The following is an 18428-nucleotide window of genomic DNA, read 5'->3' as shown; positions in this document are numbered from 1 at the left end:
GCGACGCAAAGCTGCAATGCCTCGCTAGCGGTCAGGCTTGCCCTCCGCGACAAAACGCGCTACCTACGCTTCCGAAATCTCGGGGCGCTGGATCCCTAAGACGTTAGAATGACCAACGGTTCTAGTCTCCCGCTGAATGGGGGACGCTCAAACGTTTTAGGGAACGCTCCATGGCTCGCAAGAAGATTGCGCTCGTCGGTGCCGGCCAGATTGGCGGCACGCTGGCTCTGCTCGCTGCTCAGAAGGAACTGGGCGACGTCGTCCTGTTCGACATCGCCGAAGGCATGCCGGCCGGCAAGGCGCTGGATCTCGCCGAAACCTCCCCGGTCGAGGGCTTCAACGCCAGCCTGACCGGCGGCAACGACTATTCGGTCATCGAGGGTGCCGACGTCGTGATCGTCACCGCCGGCATCCCGCGCAAGCCGGGCATGAGCCGCGATGACCTGATCGGCATCAACAGCGGCGTCTGCAAGACGGTCGGCGAGGCCATCGGCAAGTATGCCCCGAACGCCTTCGTCATCGTCATCACCAACCCGCTCGACGTGATGGTGTGGGTGCTGCAGCAGGCGTCCGGCCTGCCGCCGGAGCGCGTGGTCGGCATGGCCGGCGTGCTCGACTCGGCCCGCTTCCGCTACTTCCTGGCCGAAGAGTTCAACGTCTCGGTCGAGGACGTCACCGCCTTCGTGCTGGGCGGCCACGGCGACACGATGGTCCCGCTGGTGCGCTACTCCACCGTCGCCGGCATCCCGCTGCCCGATCTGGTCAAGATGGGCTGGACCACGCAGGAGAAGCTGGACGCCATCGTTCAGCGCACCCGTGACGGCGGCGCCGAGATCGTCAAGCTGCTGAAGACCGGCTCCGCCTTCTACGCCCCGGCCGCTTCCGCCATCCAGATGGCCGAGTCCTACCTGAAGGACCAGAAGCGCGTTCTGCCGGTCGCCGCCCACCTGAGCGGCCAGTATGGCCAGGACGACCTCTACGTCGGCGTCCCGACGATCATCGGCGCCGGCGGCGTCGAGAAGATCATCGAGATCGAGCTGAACGACGAAGAGAAGGCGATGTTCCAGAACTCCGTCGACGCGGTGAAGACGCTGGTCGACGTCGTCAAGAAGCTGGACGCCGAGAAGGCCGCTTCCTAAAGAACGGAGTGCGCGGTCTCCGGCGCCGTCCCGGCCCATTTTCCGGGTCCGGGACGGCGCCGGTGGTGCGCCCGTCTTGTCCTTCAGTCGACCCGTTCTCGTCAGCCGAAACAAAAAACAGATGGACGCCCGATGAACATCCATGAGTACCAGGCGAAAAGCCTGCTGAAGAAGTACGGCGTCGCGGTTCCCCGCGGCGGCGTTGCCTACACCCCGCAGGAGGCCGAGACGGTCGCCCGCGAGCTGGGCGGTCCGGTCTGGGTGGTGAAGTCCCAGATCCACGCCGGTGGCCGCGGCGCCGGCCGCTTCAAGGACAACCCCGAGGGCAAGGGCGGCGTCCGCGTCGTCAAGTCGATCGAGGAAGTCGGCAAGAACGCCGCCGAGATGCTGAACCACGTCCTGGTGACGAAGCAGACCGGTGCGGATGGCCGCGAGGTCAAGCGCCTCTACATCGAGGAAGGCGCCGACATCAAGCGCGAGCTGTACCTCGGCATGCTGATCGACCGCGCCACCGGCCGCGTGACGATCATGGCCTCGACCGAAGGCGGTATGGAGATCGAAGAGGTCGCCCATAACACGCCGGAGAAGATCATCAAGGTCGCCATCGACCCGGCCACCGGCATCCAGGGCTACCACACCCGCAAGGTCGCCTTCGCGCTGGGCCTGGAAGGCAAGCAGGTCGGCGCCGCCGCCAAGTTCATCCAGGCCGCCTACAAGGCGTTCGTGGATCTGGACTGCGCCATCGTCGAGATCAACCCGCTGATCGTCACCGGTTCGGGCGACATCCTGGCGCTCGACGCCAAGATGAACTTCGACGACAACGCGCTGTTCCGCCACAAGGACGTGGAAGAGCTGCGCGACGAGGCGGAAGAGGATCCGGCGGAGATCGAGGCGGCCAAGCACAGCCTCAACTACGTCAAGCTCGACGGCAACATCGGCTGCATGGTCAACGGCGCCGGCCTGGCGATGGCCACCATGGACATCATCAAGCTCTATGGCGGCGAGCCGGCCAACTTCCTCGACGTCGGCGGCGGCGCCACGAAGGAGCGCGTCACCGCGGCCTTCAAGCTGATCCTGTCCGACAGCAACGTCGAAGGCATCCTGGTCAACATCTTCGGCGGCATCATGCGCTGCGACGTGATCGCCGAGGGCGTGGTCGCCGCGGCGCGCGAAGTGCACCTGCACGTTCCGCTGGTGGTGCGCCTGGAAGGCACCAACGTCGATCTGGGCAAGAAGATCCTGGCCGAATCCGGCCTGCCGATCCTCTCGGCCGACAACCTCGCCGATGCCGCCGAGAAGGTGGTCAAGGCCGTGAAGGAGGCCGCGTAACATGGCTGTTCTCGTCGATAAGAACACGAAGGTGATCTGCCAGGGCTTCACCGGAGCCCAGGGCACCTTCCACTCCGAACAGGCCATCGCCTACGGCACCAAGATGGTCGGCGGCGTCACGCCCGGTAAGGGCGGGGCCAAGCACCTCGACCTGCCGATCTTCGACACCGTGTCGGAAGCGGTCGAGAAGACCGGCGCCAACGCCTCGGTGATCTACGTGCCGCCGCCCTTCGCCGCGGACGCGATCCTGGAAGCCATCGACGCCGAGATCCCGCTGGTGGTCTGCATCACCGAAGGCATCCCGGTGCTGGACATGGTCCGCGTCAAGCGCGCCCTGGACGGCTCCAAGACCCGCCTGATCGGCCCGAACTGCCCCGGCATCATCACGCCGGACGAGTGCAAGATCGGCATCATGCCGGGCCACATCCACAAGCGTGGCAAGATCGGCATCGTCTCGCGCTCCGGCACGCTGACCTATGAGGCCGTCGCGCAGACCACGGCGGCCGGCCTGGGTCAGACCACCTGCATCGGCATCGGCGGCGACCCGGTCAACGGCACCAACTTCGTCGACAGCCTGGAACTGTTCGTGAAGGACCCGGAGACCGAGGGCATCATCATGATCGGCGAGATCGGCGGCGACGCCGAAGTCCGCGGCGCCGAGTTCATCAAGGCCTCGGGCACCAAGAAGCCGGTCGTCGGCTTCATCGCCGGCCGCACGGCTCCTCCGGGACGCCGCATGGGCCATGCCGGTGCGGTGATCTCCGGCGGCAACGACACCGCCGACTTCAAGATCGACTTCATGAAGTCGGTCGGCATCGCCGTCGCCGACAGCCCCGCCAGCCTGGGCTCCACCATGCTGAAGGTATTCAAGGGCTGATGGTCTGCGGGCGTCGCCTCAAGGGTGACGCCCACGGCCTCCCGCCTTTGAAAAGGGACGGACTCGGAAGAGGATGGCGGGCGGGACGCTGTGGTGCCCCGCCCGCCGCCCCTTCGGGGTCTCCTCTTGGACGGATGGTCCTGGGAACCCATATGCAAGCGTCGGCGGTGCTTCTCGCATCCCAGCCCGCACCCCACCGGCTGTTTTCGCCGGTTCTCGCATATGGGTATCCAACGATCCCCCGCCTCCTTCATCACTCGCGATCATCTCCCACAGGGAATCGGGCTTACGGCCCGAGGTGAAACCATGTCGGCAAATCTGGAACAGACCTCGTTCCTCTTCGGCTCGAACGCCGGTTACGTCGCCGAACTCTACGCCAGCTACCTGTCCAACCCGGCCGCCGTCGACCCCAGCTGGAACAGCTTCTTCCAGGATCTGGACGAGGATTCGCGCGCCGTCCTGGACGAGCTGCGCGGCGCGTCCTGGACCGTGTCCGATCTGGAAGACCCCAAGGCCAAGCGCGATCAGGTCGCCGAGAGCTTCATCGTTGGCGCCCCCAACGGTGCCGCCAACGGTGCCGCCGCCGCGATGAACGGTCCGGGCAACGGCGCCATGCTGGCCCACGCGCAGCAGGTCTATGGCGGCATCAGCCCGCAGCAGCTGCGCGCCGCCACGCTGGACAGCATCCGCGCCCTGATGCTGATCCGCGTCTTCCGCGTCCGCGGCCACATGAACGCGCATTTCGACCCGCTGGGCCTGGAAAAGCGCGAGCCGCACCCGGAACTGGATCCGGCAACCTACGGCTTCGGCCCGGACGACCTCGACCGTCCGATCTTCCTGAACTACTCGCTCGGCCTGGAAACGGCGACGCTGCGCCAGATCCTCGAGATCCTGCACAAGACCTATTGCGGGACGATCGGCGTCGAGTTCATGCACATCCAGGACCCGGAAGAGAAGGCCTGGATCCAGGAGCGCATCGAGGGCGGCCGCAACCACACCGACTTCACGGTGAACGGCAAGCGCGCCATCCTGGAGCGTCTGACCGCGGCCGAGGGCTTCGAGAAGTTCCTGCAGCTGAAATACACCGGCACCAAGCGCTTCGGCCTTGAGGGCGGCGAGTCGATGATCCCCGCGCTGGAGCAGATCCTGAAGCGCGGCGGCCAGCTCGGCCTGAAAGAGGTCGTCGTCGGCATGGCCCACCGCGGCCGTCTGAACGTGCTGACCAACTTCATGGGCAAGCCCTTCTCCGCCGTCTTCTCGGAGTTCCAGGGCAACCCGTCGAGCCCGCAGGACGTGCAGGGTTCGGGCGACGTGAAGTACCATCTCGGCACCTCGTCGGACCGCGACTTCAACGGCAACATCGTCCACCTGTCGCTGACCGCCAACCCGTCCCACCTGGAATGGGTCAACCCGGTCGTGCTCGGCAAGGTGCGCGCCAAGCAGCAGCAGCGCCGCGACCTGGAGCGCGAGCAGGTGATGGGCGTGCTGATCCATGGCGACGCCGCCTTCGCCGGCCAGGGCATCGTGGCCGAGACGCTGGGCCTGTCGGAACTGCGCGGCTACCGCACCGGCGGCACCATGCACTTCATCATCAACAACCAGATCGGCTTCACCACCAACCCGACCTATTCGCGGTCGGGCGTGTACTGCTCCGACATGGCCAAGATGGTGCAGGCGCCGATCTTCCACGTGAACGGCGACGATCCCGAAGCCGTCGTCCATGTCAGCCGCATCGCCATCGAGTTCCGCCAGAAGTTCAAGCGGGACGTCGTGATCGACATGGTCTGCTACCGCCGCCACGGTCACAACGAGGGCGACGAGCCGGGCTTCACCCAGCCGCTGATGTACAAGAAGATCCGCGCCCACGCGACCACGCGCGAGCTGTACGCCAAGCAGCTGGTCGAGGAGAACGTGATCACCCAGGCCGAGGGCGACCAGATCACCCAGGACTTCATGAAGAAGCTGGAGGGTGAGTTCGAGGCGTCCAGCACCTACAAGCCGAACAAGGCCGACTGGCTGGAAGGCAAGTGGGCCGGCCTGCAGGCGCAGGGCGCCAACACCGCCCACCGCGGCGAGACCGGCGTGGACATCGACAACCTGAAGCAGATCGGCTTCAAGCTCTGCGAGTATCCGAAGGACTTCGCGATCAACTCCAAGATCGCGCGCCAGCTGGAAGCCAAGAAGAAGACGCTGGAGTCGGGCGAAGGCATCGACTGGGCGACCGCCGAGGCTCTGGCCTACGCCACGCTGGTGGCCGAGGGCACCGGCGTCCGCCTGTCGGGCCAGGATTCCGGCCGCGGCACCTTCTCGCACCGCCATGCGGTGATGTACGACCAGAACACCGAAGAGAAGTACATCCCGCTCTGCCACGTCAGCCCGGATCAGGCGACCTTCGAGGTCCATGACAGCCCGCTGTCGGAAGCCGCCGTCGTCGGTTACGAATACGGCTATTCGCTGGCCGAGCCGCACAATCTGGTCCTGTGGGAGGCGCAGTTCGGCGATTTCGCCAACACCGCCCAGACCATCATCGACCAGTTCATCTCGTCGGGCGAGTCCAAGTGGCTGCGCATGTCCGGCCTGGTGATGCTGCTGCCGCACGGCTACGAGGGCCAGGGTCCGGAACACTCGTCCGCCCGTCCGGAACGCTTCCTGCAGATGTGCGCCGAGGACAACTGGCAGATCTGCAACGTGACGACGCCGGCCAACCTGTTCCACGTCTTCCGCCGTCAGATCCGCCGCAGCTTCCGCAAGCCGCTGGTCCTGTTCACGCCGAAGTCGCTGCTGCGCCACAAGCTGTGCATCTCCGACCTGTCGGAGATGGGTCCGGGCAGCAGCTTCCACCGCGTGCTGGGCGAGACCGCCAACGATCTGGCCGCCAACGACAAGATCCGCCGCATCGTCGTCTGCTCCGGCAAGGTCTATTACGACCTGCTGCAGGAGCGCATGAGCCGCGGAATCAAGGACGTGGTCATCCTGCGCCTGGAACAGCTCTACCCGTTCCCGAAGGATGCTCTGGCGGCCGAGTTCGCCAAGTATCCGAACGCCGAGCTGGTCTGGTGCCAGGAAGAGCCGGAGAACCAGGGCGCCTGGTTCTTCGCCGACCGCCGCCTGGAAGGCGTGCTGAAGGACGTCGGCCACAAGGCCGGCCGCCCGTCCTACGTCGGCCGCCCGGCGACCGCCTCGCCGGCGACCGGCCTGCTGAAGCGTCACAACCAGGAGCAGGCCAAGCTTCTGGACGAAGCCCTGACGGTCCGCTGACCATCACCCAAGCGAACAAGAAGACGAACGAGGATAAAGAATGGCTACCGACATCAAGGTCCCCACGCTGGGTGAGTCCGTCTCCGAGGCGACGGTCGCCCGCTGGCTGAAGAAGGCCGGCGAGGCCGTCGCCATGGACGAGGCGCTGGTCGAGCTGGAGACCGACAAGGTCACGCTTGAGGTGAATGCGTCGGCCGCCGGCGTGCTGGCCGAGATCGTCGCTCCGGAAGGTGCGAACGTCGAGGTCGGCGCCCTGCTGGGCGTCATCAACGAGGGCGCCGGCGCCGGCGCCGCTCCGGCTGCCGCCGCCCCCGCCGCTGCCCCGGCCGCCGCTCCGGCTCCGGCCGCCGCGCCGGCCCCGGCTCCGGCCGCCGCCGCCGCTGCTCCGGGCAACCTGGCCGCTTCGGGCCCGGCCGCCCGCAAGCTGGCGGACGAGAAGGGCATCGACGGCTCGTCCATCGCCGGTTCGGGCAAGGACGGCCGCGTGACCAAGGGCGACGTTCTCGCCGCCCCCGCCCCGGCCGCCAAGCCGGCCGCTCCGGCCCCGGCGCCGAAGATGGTGTGGGCCGCCGGCACCCAGGGCGACCGTCCGCGGGCAGCTCAGGAAGAGCGCGTCCGCATGACCCGCCTGCGCCAGCGCATCGCCGAGCGGCTGAAGGAGGCCCAGAACTCCGCCGCCATGCTGACCACCTTCAACGAGGTGGACATGTCGGCGGCGATCGCTCTGCGCGCCGAGTACAAGGACTATTTCGAAAAGCGCCACAAGGTGCGGCTCGGCTTCATGTCCTTCTTCGTCAAGGCCGCCGTCCAGGCCCTGAAGGAGATCCCGGCCGTCAACGCCGAGATCGACGGCACCGACATCGTCTACAAGAACTACTATGACATCGGCGTCGCCGTCGGCACGCCGCAGGGTCTGGTGGTTCCGGTCGTCCGCGATGCCGACAAGCTGGACTTCGCCGGCGTCGAGGGCACCATCGCCGCCCTCGGCAAGAAGGGCCGCGACGGCAAGCTGTCGATGGACGAGTTGACCGGCGGCACCTTCACCATCTCCAACGGTGGTGTCTACGGCTCGCTGATGTCGACCCCGATCATCAACCCGCCGCAGTCGGCCATCCTCGGCATGCACAAGACGATGGACCGCGCGGTCGTCGTCGGCGGCAAGATCGAGGTCCGCCCGATGATGTATCTGGCGCTGTCCTACGACCACCGCATCATCGACGGCAAGGAAGCGGTCACCTTCCTCGTCCGCATCAAGGAGCTGATCGAGGATCCGCGCCGCCTGCTGCTGGACGTCTGATCTGGAAGAACGGGTTCAACGAGGCAAGGAAGGGCACCCGCCCTCCCTTGACCCACCCGCCAAGGGCCCATGGGCCCAGGAGTTTGAAGAGACCTGAAAGGGCGCCGCGAGGCGCCCTTTTCTTTTGCCGCCGCGACCGGAACGGCGAATACAACCAAAACAAAAGCACAAATCCCGATAACAATCGCCCCGGTTCGTTGACAGCCCTTGCGTGCCGGTATTGTCTCGGCTTCCCGTTTACGACGAAGGGCGCCATCATGCCGGTCAATATTCTCGATCTGGCCGTTGCCGCGAACACCGTCTACAATTTCCAGAAGGGCCGCGGCAACGATGCGGCAGCCTTCAACAAGGCGGAAGGGGCGCGGCGGTCGCCGCCCGGCTTCCAGGTGATCTTCACCCACGAAGATATCGACGTCGGCTTCTTTGGCGCCGTCTATCAGGAAAAGCACTCCGACCAATACATCATCGCCTATCGCGGCACGGCGGTCGGCAGCAGCACGTCGGGCCAGATGGCCGGCACCAAGAACCTGAAGACGGACATCGCGCTCTACACCATCGAAAGCCTGCCCGCCGGCATCCGTGCCGCCCATCTTCTGCTGGAACAGGCGAAGATGCTGCTGGGCGCCGCCCGTCCGATCCTGTGCGGCCATTCGCTGGGCGGCGCCATCGCCACCATCGTCGCGGTCGAGACCGCGCTGCCCTGCTGCGCCTTCAATGCACCGACGGTGTCGAAGATGGTGCGCGGCGGCATCATCCACGGCCCCTATGTCCGGGTGCCCACCGAGGATCTGGCGTCCATCGAAAAGCAGATCATCAACTTCAACCTGCAATGGGACCCGATCAGCAAATCGTCGAAGGCGGTTGGCAAGGTGATCAAGCTGCCGGCCACCCTGGCGACCGGCGGCCATTCGCAGGACAAGGTCGTCGCCAACATCAAGTCCAGCAAATACGCCTCGATGCCCTTCTTCAGTCTGGTCGGCTGATGCCGGCCGGCTGCCGGATCAGTTGAACGAGATGCTCTGCACCACGAACTCCTTGACCTTATAGTCGACGGTCGACCCGTCCCGCTTCACGAAGTTGCGGTATCGGTCGACCAGTCCGGCGAACAGATCGCCGACACTGCCGCTGGACGCCTTGTATTCGCCGAAGTTGGGATCGAAGAAATAGAGGTGCGATCCCAAGCCGAAGGCCTTGCCGCCGGACTTGTAGCAGCAGGTCGCGTGCGCCATCCCCCGCTGTTCGAAGATCATGGTGACGACGTGATAGGTGTGGGGGCTGGCGGTGGCGGTGGTGATCGCCTTCAGCAGGTCCTTGACGCTTTCCGGGTCGGTCGCGCTCACCCACTGCGTCTTCGTCGCCGCGATCTTGAATCCCGCCAGCGCCATCGCCTGATTGCGTGAACCGAGCTGTTCGGACGACAGGTCCAGGTCGGCGCTCAATTCCGCGCCGTAGAGGCGCTGCTTGATGCTGGCATGCAGGATCGTGCTGTCGCGGTCGATGTAGGCGATGCGCGCCTTCGACGTCTCCCCCTTGTGCGACCGGTGGCGCGAAATCCATTCCAGGCTGAGGCCGAAACAGATCCCGCTGTTCACCTCGTGGTCGCTGGGAAACAGCCGCTGGATCGGCAGGCGCTGCTTGAAAGGCGCGACACTGTAGCTATCGAACGCGGCCATCCCATTCCCCATCGATGTCGAATGATTCAAGGCCGCCGGCAGGCTCCGCACGGGTCCTCCGACCCACACTATGCCTGATAATCATTCGAGTACAATTAATCGCAACTCCCAGCAATTCAGACCGTTGGCAGGCGGATGGTGGGAGAAACTGCGGACATCCGCCACCGATCTGTTCGTTTCCACCACAGTTCGGGTCCCTCTCAAATCCTCTTGCATGGTCGATGGTATCTGGTATACCGTATCGATAATGTCAGTGCGGCCTTGGTTTACGGGCCACCGCCGCACCGGCTCCCCCGGCGCCCAATCCAAGAGGGGGCGAGCGCCAAGGAGATCGACATGGAACAGACAGCAGCAGCGGGTTCGCCCGCGGTTGTGGATTGCGGACAGTTGGTGGCGGTGATCGGCGATGCCGTCATCGTGTCCGACCCGGCCGGCGCCATCATTCTGTGGAACGCGGCGGCGGAACGGATGTTCGGCTTCACCGCCGACGAGGCGATGGGCAAGTCGCTCGACATCATCATTCCCGAACGCCAGCGCCAGCGTCATTGGGACGGCTACGAAAAGACCATGGCCACCGGCGAGACCCGTTACGGCCATGACCTGCTGCGGGTTCCGGCGGTCCACAAGGACGGGCACAGCCTGTCGATCGCCTTCACCGTCGCGCTTTTGCGCGGGACCGACGGTGGAGTGACCGGGATCGTTGCCGTGGTGCGGGACGAAACCGCCCGCTGGACCGAAGAACGGAAACTGCGCCGCCGCCTCACCGAACTCGAAGCGGCGGCCGGCTGACGGCGCCCTGCGGCGATTATCGAATTCCGGCCGGCAGCGACCTCGACGCCCCCGATCTCCGGGCGTGGGCCGGCCGGGCAGAAGAGCAAGTCCAAGAGACAATCTGAAACTACGTGAAAAAAGGGAGTGTTGCAGTCATGACCAAGCCGCTTGAAGGCATTAAGATCATCGACTTCACCCATGTGCAGGCCGGCCCCGCCTGCACCCAGCTTCTGGCCTGGTACGGCGCGGACGTGATCAAGGTCGAACGTCCGGGCGCCGGCGACGTCACCCGCAGCCAGCTGCGTGACATCCCGGGCGCCGACGCGCTCTATTTCACGATGCTGAACAGCAACAAGCGCTCCCTGACGCTCGATACCAAGACGGCCGAGGGCAAGGAAGTCCTGACCCGTCTGATCAAGGAATCCGACGTTCTGGTCGAGAATTTCGGCCCCGGCGCGCTCGACCGCATGGGCTTCAGCTGGGAAAAGATCAAGGAGCTGAACCCCGGCCTGATCGTCGCCTCGGTCAAGGGCTTCAGCGACGGCCACCATTACCAGGACCTGAAGGTCTATGAGAACGTCGCCCAGTGCGCCGGTGGCGCCGCCTCGACCACCGGCTTCTGGGATGGCCCGCCGACCGTATCCGCCGCCGCTCTCGGCGACAGCAACACCGGCATGCACCTCGCCATCGGCATCCTGACCGCCCTGATGGCCCGCACCAAGACCGGCAAGGGCCAGAAGGTCGCCGTGTCGATGCAGGACAGCGTGCTGAACCTCTGCCGCGTCAAGCTGCGCGACCAGCAGCGCCTGGACCGCGTCGGCTATCTTGAGGAATACCCGCAGTACCCGCACGGCACCTTCTCCGACGTGGTTCCGCGCGGCGGCAATGCCGGCGGCGGCGGCCAGCCGGGCTGGGTGCTGAAGTGCAAGGGCTGGGAGACCGATCCCAACGCCTACATCTACTTCACCATCCAGGGCCATGCCTGGGCGCCGATCTGCAAGGCTCTCGGCCGCGAGGAGTGGATCGACGACCCGGCCTACAACACCGCCGAGGCGCGCCAGGACAAGATCTTCGACATCTTCGCGGTGATCGAGGATTGGCTGAAGGACAAGACCAAGTTCGAGGCCGTCGACATCCTGCGCAAGTACGACATCCCCTGCGCCCCGGTGCTGTCGATGAAGGAGATCGCCAACGACCCGTCGCTGCGCGCCAGCGGCACGGTCGTCGAGGTCGACCACAAGGTGCGCGGCAAGTACCTGACGGTCGGCAGCCCGATCAAGTTCTCCGACATGAAGGTCGAGGTCACCGGCTCCCCGCTGCTCGGCGAGCACACCGACGAGGTCCTGGCGCAGCTCGGCTACAGCAAGGACCAGATCGCCGCCATGCACGAAGCCAAGGTGGTCTGAGGCAGGTCGCACTTGCCCCCTCCCCCGCATCGGACGGACCTTCGGTCCGCCGAGAGCGGGGGAGGGTCGGGGTTGGGGGCAATCAGCAACCACTCCGCACAAACGACAACGGCGCCCCACCCGGGCGCCGTTTTCTTTTGCATCCACCCAACCCCGGACCGTCACATCTTTCCGCTGCGCTCCAGATCGTCCAGGATCTCCCCGGCCCGGCTGGTCAGGGTGTGGGCCAGCCGGTCGTAATGGCCATTGCCGGTCATGCGGGCGCGCCGGGCGGCCTCCGCGCCCAGTTGGGCCAGCTCAAGGGCCATCTTCCGATAGTCCGGAACTGCGCTCCACGCCGCCTCGGCCGCGACGCGAGCCTTCGGATGATCTTTCGAAGCCACAAACCACCCCATCCGTCGATGCCGGTGAAGGGCGCAATCCTGGCACGTCAGCGCTCAGGAACCAACCGACGCTTACGGCAGCAGCGTCACAGCCTTTGGGTGTGTTCGGCTCCGTCGAACCGCATAAGACTCCGCCGCAATCCGCTCAGTCGATCAGCAGGTCCAGCGTCGAGCGGACCACCTGCACGATCTCCCCGCCATAGGGCGAGCTGGCCTGTCCGCGGGCGTTGACGATGATCGACAGCTCATGCTCCGTCGTCGGGGCGAAGCGGGCGATCTCCTGGACCAGATCGTCGGCCAGGATGGCGTCGCGCGTCACCCCGGCCTGGGCGGCGGCCCTGTCGCGCCAGCCGTTCAGGGCGGCGGCGATGGCCGCCTCGATCTGCTGCGACTCCTCCTTGCGGCGGAGGTCGGTGAACAGCACCAGCACCCGCCACGCGCCGTCGGCATAGGCGGTCTCGATGCGCTGGACCTCGACCGTCCGCAGGAAGGCGGACAGCTGCGTCTGCGCCTCTTCGGCGTCGGCGTCGGGAATGCTGAAGGTGCGGATCTCGGTGCTCATCGCCCAACCTTGCTGAAAGGCTTCCCTGGATGGAGGAAGCCTACACGAAACGGCGCGTTCGGCAAACCGGGACCCTGCCACGGGGGTGTTCGCGGACCTTGGGGATACCCCCAATTTCCACGGGCCGAATCTCCTCCCCCGCGCGTTGTGGGAGGAGACGACGCGCACCGGCACCCGGCCCATTCCCCTCGCCCGTCCCACGCCTCCACCGCTTGGAGACCCCAGATGACCCATCCCGAAGCGCAGGAGCCGCAATCCGCCCATCCCCTTCCCGAGGAGTCCGCTTCCGACTCCGCCGCGACACCGCGCCGCGGCCGGCGGCGCTGGTGGATGCTGGGGACCGGGCTGCTGCTGGCGCCGCTGGCTCTGGGCGGTGTGGCGGTACTGGCGGTCCTCTGGGCCGGCTCGATGCTCTACGACCAGCCCTTCGCCTGGTACAACCTGAACCGCATCGACGCGATGGCCGACCGGGTGGCGCGCAATCCCGATTCGGTGATGGTGGTGGCGCTCGGCGATACCGCGCTGCGCGACGCCACGCTGGACGAGCGGGGCATGGCGAAGATCGCCGCCGAGCGTGGTGTGCCCAATCTGGAATTCCTGCGCATCGTCCACCGGCAGGCCCAGTTCGCCGATTTCGAGCCGCTGCTCGACCGGCTGATCGCCGTCAAGCCGACGCTGATCCTGCTCGACCGCAACCTGCTGACCGCCAGCCGCAGCCCGGTCGACGAGTTGGAGCGCTACGGCCACGGTCTAATGCGGCTCTATCGCGGGCAGGCCTATGTGCAGGATCAGGTGGCGCTGCAATACCGGCGCGGCTGCGGCCCGACGCCGTCGGCCTGGCTGACCGGCGGGTCGCCCGGCGCGGTCGACGGCTCCACCGCCACCGCCCGGCAGGTACGCGCCTTCATCGACCGCGCCTGGGCCGCCGGCATCCGCGTCGCCCTGATCGAGGTGCACAGCCGCCCCGCCGCCCCGCGCTCCACCGGCCTGATCGCCACCGCGTCCGCCGCCGAGCCGTCCGCGGCTCCTTCTGGCATCAACCTGCCGCTGTGGAACTACGATGACGAGGATGCCGTCCCCGCCACCGCCTGCGGACAAGCCAGCACCGATGGACGCAGCGCCTTCTCCGCCTGGCTGACCGGCGGCATCGCCGGCGCGGTGGCCGGCGCCCAGCCCGACCGCATGCCCGGCCGCGCCGTGGTGACCGAAGCAGCGGCCCTGCCCTGATTGCCGCCCCCAAATGACGCAGTGCACCCGCCCCCGTTCTTTCCGCCTTCCGGTTAAACCACTTTTTGTTTATGGTTTTGCCGTCGGGCGAGTCGCAACAGGAGACGGATGCATGGCTTCCATCATGATCAAGAAGGCCGGCGAAGGGCTGGTCTCGCAGGCTCACCGCAACGCCGACGTCGGCCCGACCAGCGGCAGCTCGGTCGTCTATGAAATCCAGAATGTGCCGGGCAGCGTCAGCGTCGACGACGTGATCGCCGCCTTCAAGACCTACAAGCCGGCCGACAAGGTGTACGAGATCGACTGGTCCGCCCTGTCAAAGTAACCAGGGGAGGGGGCCGCCAACGCCCCCTTCCTCATCCGTTCCTTCAGGCCGGCCCGCTTAACCCTGCAGCGCCGGATAGCGCTTGGCCCACACCTCCAGCTGGGCGACATGCTCGGCCTCTTCGGCGGCGAACTCCTCGGCCATCATGCGGACTTCCGAATCGGTGGTGGTCTTCGCCACCTCGGCGTAGAAGGCCTGCCCGCGCTTCTCGCTCTCCAGCGCCAGCTCCAGCGCGTATTCCACCGTCATCAGATAGTGCGAGCCTTCCATGGAGGCCGCTTCCGGGCTGTCGCCGTCCAGCCATTGGAAGTCTTCCGGCGCGAGGTCCGGGATCTTGCGGAAGCCAGACCGTTCCCGCGCCTCGGCCAGATGCATGCGCGAGAATTTCGCCATCTGGCCGAAGAAGGCCGCGACCTCCTGGTTGCCATAGGTCTTCATCGCTTCCGACAGATCGGCGAAGCGGTTGGCGGCGTCCTCTTCCAGCGCGCAGGCGTGGGCGAGGAACAGGGCGGCGTCGTGGATTTCGGTCATGGATCCCTTTGATAAGCGAATAAGCCCGACGACCCCAAAACCATACATTTTTTACGGTCATCGGTCGCGGCCCCTGTCCCCCTCCCCCGCCCCTGCGACCTTTTGGCGCGCGCCGTCCCTCCCGCCTCCCGAAAACCATTGCCTTTCCCGCCGGTTCGCGGCAGCAGACTCCCCCTCATGAGCAAGCCCGCCTTCCCCGCCCTGCCGCCCCTTCCAATAGATCCCGTCCTGCCCACCCTGCTGGAGGCGCTGGACAGCCGCGGCACCGCCGTGCTGCAGGCCCCGCCCGGCGCCGGCAAGACCACGCGGGTGCCGCTGGCCCTGCTGGAGGCCGGCTGGCTGAAGGGCCGCAAGATCCTGGTGCTGGAGCCGCGGCGCCTCGCCGCCCGCGCCGCCGCCCGCCGGATGGCGTCGATGCTGGGGGAGGCGGTGGGCGAGACCGTCGGCTACCGCGTCCGCCTGGACACCAAGGTCGGCCCGAAGACCCGGATCGAGGTGGTGACCGACGGCCTGTTCCTGCGCCAACTGCAGGACGACCCGGAGCTTCCCGCCGTCGGCGCCGTCCTGTTCGACGAGTTCCACGAGCGCGGCATCGACAGCGACCTTGCCCTTGCCCTGGTGCAGGAGGCGCGCGGCGCGCTGCGCGACGACCTGCGCCTTGTCGTAATGTCGGCGACCCTCGACGCCGCCCCTGTCGCCACCCTGCTGGCCGACGCGCAAGGCCCCGCCCCGATGGTGACCAGCGAGGGCCGCGCCTACCCCGTCGAGACCCGCCACCTCGACGCCCCATCGCAAGGCACCCGCATCGAGGACGCCGTCGCCGCCGCCGTCCGCCGCGCCCTGCGCGAGGAGCCCGGCAACGCCCTGGTCTTCCTGCCCGGCGTCGGCGAGATCCGCCGCGTCCAGTCCCTGCTCGACCAGTCCGACCTCGGCCCCAACACCATCATCGCCCCGCTCTATGGCGACCTGTCGGCCGACGCGCAGGACCGCGCCATCTCCCCCACCCCGCCCGGCCAGCGCAAGATCGTGCTGGCGACCTCCATCGCCGAGACCAGCCTGACCATCGAGGGCATCCGCATCGTGGTCGACAGCGGGCTGATGCGGGTTCCGCGGTTCGACCCGCGCGGCGGCATGACCCGTCTGGCGACGGTGAAGGTCAGCCAAGCCTCCGCCGAGCAGCGCCGCGGCCGCGCCGGCCGTCTGGAGCCCGGCGTCTGTTACCGCCTGTGGCCGGAGGCGACGCACAAGGCGCTGGCCCCCTTCACCACGCCGGAGATCGAGGACGCCGACCTCGCCCCGCTGGCGCTGGAGCTTGCGGTGTGGGGAGTGTCCGACCCCGCCACCCTGTCCTGGCTCGACCAGCCGCCGGCCGCGGCGATGGCTCAGGCGCGCGAGCTGCTGACCGGCCTCGGCGCGCTCGATAAGAGCGGCGCCATCACCCCGCACGGCCGCCGCATGGCCGGCTTTGGCGTGCACCCGCGTCTGGCCCACATGATGCTGGCCGGCAAGGCGATGGGCCAGGGCGCGCTCGCCTGTCTGGTCGCGGCCCTGCTGGGCGAGCGCGACATTGTCCGCAGCCAACCCGGCTTCCGCGACGCCGACCTGCGCCTGCGCGTCGACCTGCTGCGCGGCGAGGAGCGCGGCGGCCAGGGTGCGGCGCGCGGCCTCAGCGTCGATCGCGGCGGCGCCCAGCAGGCGGTGAAGCAGGCGCGGCAGTGGCGCCGCCAGCTTGGCGTGCGCGACGACGACGCGATGGACTCGAACGCCGTCGGCATTCTGGTGGCGCTCGCCTATCCCGACCGCATCGGCCAGCGCCGCCCCGGTGGCCAGCCGGGCGGGGTGGCGGCGCAGTATCGCCTGTCGGGCGGGCGCGGCGCCTATTTCCAGGATGCCGAGCCGCTGTCGGCCGAGGAGTGGCTCGCCATCGCCGACCTCGACGGCGCCGCCCGCGAATCGCGCATCTTCCTGGCCGCCCCGGTCACGCTGGCCGATCTGGAGGAGAGCTTCGCCGACGACATCCGCAGCGAGACCATCGTCGCCTGGGACGCGCGCGAGCAGATGGTGCTGGCGCGGCGCCGCCGCATGCTGTTCGCCCTGATCCTGAAGGACGAGAAGCTGGCCAAGCCGCCGGCCGAGGCGATGACCGCCGCGATGATCGAGGGCATCCGCGCGCTCGGCCCCACCTGCCTGCCCTGGACCGACGAGCTGCGCAAATGGCGCACCCGCGTGATGTTCCTGCGCATGAAGGAGGGCGACGTCTGGCCCGACCTGTCCGACACGGCCCTGATGGACGGTCTGGAGGAGTGGCTGGCCCCCTTCCTCGACGGCGTATCGCGCCGCGCCCATCTGGAGCGCATCGACCTGTCGAGCGCCTTGCGCGCCCTGCTGCCCTGGGAGTTGCGGACCCGCCTGGACGCCGAGGCCCCGACCCATGTCGAGGTGCCGAGCGGCTCCCGCATCCCCATCGACTATGACGGCGAGGAGCCGGTTCTGGCGGTGCGCCTGCAGGAGATGTTCGGCTTGGCCCAGACCCCGCGCATCGCCGGCGGCCGGGTCCCGCTGTTGCTGCACCTTCTGTCCCCCGCCCGCCGCCCGGTGCAGGTCACCCGCGACCTCGCGAGCTTCTGGGCCAACGCCTACAAGGCGGTGAAGGCGGATTTGAAGGGCCAGTACCCGAAACACTACTGGCCCGACAACCCGCTGGAAGCCGAGCCGACCGCCAGGGCGAAGCCGAGGGGGCGGTAACTCCGTCCCCATCTCCGACTCCGTCTCCGCCCCCTCCGCCCACCGGTCTTCTTCCTCTCCTTCCAACCGGTATTCATCCCCTCTCCCATCTGGTCCTCATCCCCCATCCAACCAGTCCTCATCCCCTCTCCCCCCTGGGGAGAGGGTCAGGGTGAGGGGGCAGCAAAGGCGCCAGCCTTTGCCAGGGGATTGCGAAGGGGCAGCATGCCCCTTGGCGGCGCGCGTCAGCGCGCCCGATCACCCTCTCCCGCCCCGGGAGAGGGCGGGGACCCGCGCCGAAGGCGTGGGGAGGGTGAGGGGCACCCCAAGGCTCCCGAACCGCATGGCCCCTGCACCTCCAGCCAAAGCCGGACGCAAACGCGGTAGCCGCATCCCCTCGCCAAGCGCATATTAGATGCGCCTTACCAACCACCACGCCGAAGACACCAGGGAGCCCGACCATGCGGACCTTGCATGATTTGCGCGACGAGATGCTGGCGGTCGCCCAGGGCACCCGCCCGGTTCCCCCGGCGCACTCGGTGACGGATGACGGGGCGGTCTCCGGTCTTCTCGGCGTGCTGACCCCGGCCAACCGGGCGTTGATGCACCTGATTGCCGCCGAACGCCCGGAGACGGTCTCCCGCCTCGCCCAACTCGCCAACCGCACCCAGCCCAACGTCTCGCGCGCTCTGCAAGACTTGGCGAAGCACGGTCTGGTGCGACTGGTCCGCGATGGCATGAGTATCTGGCCGGAACTGGTCGCGGCGAAGATCGACGTCGATCTGGTGCGGGGGACTTGCCGCGTGGTGCCTATGGCGGTCGAGTGAAAGAGTTTCGTACGCTTATTAGTCTGGAACGCGTGGTCCACACGAGGACCCCATCATTCGATAGCGATAGCTTGCAGGATCGTGCGCATACAAAGTTCT

The 18428-nt window shown here is 67.2% G+C and carries 16 protein-coding genes; 12 read left to right on the top strand and 4 right to left on the bottom strand.

The window, feature by feature from the left end; translation table 11 throughout:
• Positions 1–170: 170 nt before the first annotated feature.
• From mdh to FZ938_RS06830, 6 genes are all read left to right on the top strand, one after another.
• A complete protein-coding gene (gene mdh, locus FZ938_RS06855; RefSeq protein ID WP_042699729.1) occupies positions 171–1139 on the top strand; it encodes a malate dehydrogenase in 969 nt (322 codons plus the stop codon).
• A gap of 132 nt (positions 1140–1271) precedes the next feature.
• On the top strand, positions 1272–2468 hold the full coding sequence (gene sucC / locus FZ938_RS06850) for an ADP-forming succinate--CoA ligase subunit beta (RefSeq protein WP_149197858.1): 1197 nt from the start codon (positions 1272–1274) through the stop codon (positions 2466–2468).
• 1 nt (position 2469) lies between these two features.
• A complete protein-coding gene (gene sucD / locus FZ938_RS06845) occupies positions 2470–3345 on the top strand; it encodes a succinate--CoA ligase subunit alpha (protein ID WP_014246680.1) in 876 nt (291 codons plus the stop codon).
• 306 nt (positions 3346–3651) lie between these two features.
• Positions 3652–6603, top strand: a complete 2952-nt coding sequence (locus tag FZ938_RS06840) for a 2-oxoglutarate dehydrogenase E1 component (protein WP_149197857.1) — start codon at positions 3652–3654, stop codon at positions 6601–6603.
• A gap of 40 nt (positions 6604–6643) precedes the next feature.
• On the top strand, positions 6644–7900 hold the full coding sequence (gene odhB, locus FZ938_RS06835; RefSeq protein WP_149197856.1) for a 2-oxoglutarate dehydrogenase complex dihydrolipoyllysine-residue succinyltransferase: 1257 nt from the start codon (positions 6644–6646) through the stop codon (positions 7898–7900).
• 257 nt (positions 7901–8157) lie between these two features.
• A complete protein-coding gene (locus tag FZ938_RS06830; RefSeq protein ID WP_149197855.1) occupies positions 8158–8883 on the top strand; it encodes a Tle-like phospholipase domain-containing protein in 726 nt (241 codons plus the stop codon).
• An 18-nt stretch (positions 8884–8901) separates the two neighbouring features.
• Here FZ938_RS06830 and FZ938_RS06825 read toward each other — a convergent pair whose 3' ends face one another.
• Positions 8902–9573 carry a YopT-type cysteine protease domain-containing protein gene (locus FZ938_RS06825; protein ID WP_174757213.1) on the bottom strand — a complete coding sequence of 224 codons (672 nt, stop codon included), beginning with the start codon at positions 9571–9573 and terminating at the stop codon, positions 8902–8904.
• Positions 9574–9909: 336 nt separating this feature from the next.
• On the opposite strand from FZ938_RS06825, the gene FZ938_RS06820 reads away from it, so the two are divergent.
• The gene (locus FZ938_RS06820) at positions 9910–10362 is read left to right on the top strand and encodes a PAS domain-containing protein (protein ID WP_149197853.1); all 453 of its coding nucleotides are present in this window, start codon (positions 9910–9912) and stop codon (positions 10360–10362) included.
• A 137-nt stretch (positions 10363–10499) separates the two neighbouring features.
• Positions 10500–11750, top strand: a complete 1251-nt coding sequence (gene frc, locus FZ938_RS06815) for a formyl-CoA transferase (protein WP_149197852.1) — start codon at positions 10500–10502, stop codon at positions 11748–11750.
• A gap of 161 nt (positions 11751–11911) precedes the next feature.
• Here frc and FZ938_RS06810 read toward each other — a convergent pair whose 3' ends face one another.
• Complete coding sequence (locus FZ938_RS06810) at positions 11912–12058, bottom strand: hypothetical protein (RefSeq protein ID WP_246457683.1); 147 nt, start codon at positions 12056–12058, stop codon at positions 11912–11914.
• Positions 12059–12278: 220 nt separating this feature from the next.
• Positions 12279–12695 carry an HRDC domain-containing protein gene (locus FZ938_RS06805; protein WP_149197850.1) on the bottom strand — a complete coding sequence of 139 codons (417 nt, stop codon included), beginning with the start codon at positions 12693–12695 and terminating at the stop codon, positions 12279–12281.
• Between the two features lie 225 nt (positions 12696–12920).
• Between FZ938_RS06805 and FZ938_RS06800 the strand changes: the two genes are divergently transcribed.
• Both FZ938_RS06800 and FZ938_RS06795 read left to right on the top strand, forming a co-directional pair.
• Positions 12921–13922 (top strand): hypothetical protein, encoded by a 1002-nt coding sequence (locus tag FZ938_RS06800; RefSeq protein WP_149197849.1) that lies wholly within the window; start codon positions 12921–12923, stop codon positions 13920–13922.
• A gap of 112 nt (positions 13923–14034) precedes the next feature.
• Complete coding sequence (locus FZ938_RS06795) at positions 14035–14247, top strand: hypothetical protein (protein ID WP_149197848.1); 213 nt, start codon at positions 14035–14037, stop codon at positions 14245–14247.
• 57 nt (positions 14248–14304) lie between these two features.
• On the opposite strand, the gene FZ938_RS06790 is transcribed toward FZ938_RS06795, so the two are convergent.
• Positions 14305–14778 carry a ferritin-like domain-containing protein gene (locus FZ938_RS06790; RefSeq protein ID WP_149197847.1) on the bottom strand — a complete coding sequence of 158 codons (474 nt, stop codon included), beginning with the start codon at positions 14776–14778 and terminating at the stop codon, positions 14305–14307.
• A gap of 177 nt (positions 14779–14955) precedes the next feature.
• Here FZ938_RS06790 and hrpB point away from each other — a divergent pair, with 177 nt between their 5' ends.
• Both hrpB and FZ938_RS06780 read left to right on the top strand, forming a co-directional pair.
• Entirely contained in the window at positions 14956–17523 is a 2568-nt protein-coding gene (hrpB, locus tag FZ938_RS06785) for an ATP-dependent helicase HrpB (protein WP_149197846.1), read from the top strand.
• A gap of 440 nt (positions 17524–17963) precedes the next feature.
• Complete coding sequence (locus FZ938_RS06780; protein WP_149197845.1) at positions 17964–18329, top strand: HVO_A0114 family putative DNA-binding protein; 366 nt, start codon at positions 17964–17966, stop codon at positions 18327–18329.
• The last annotated feature ends 99 nt before the right edge of the window (positions 18330–18428 follow it).

It is taken from the genome of Azospirillum oryzae (genome assembly GCF_008364795.1).
Lineage (GTDB): Bacteria > Pseudomonadota > Alphaproteobacteria > Azospirillales > Azospirillaceae > Azospirillum > Azospirillum oryzae.
This window is presented reverse-complemented; position numbering and strand designations above follow the sequence as displayed.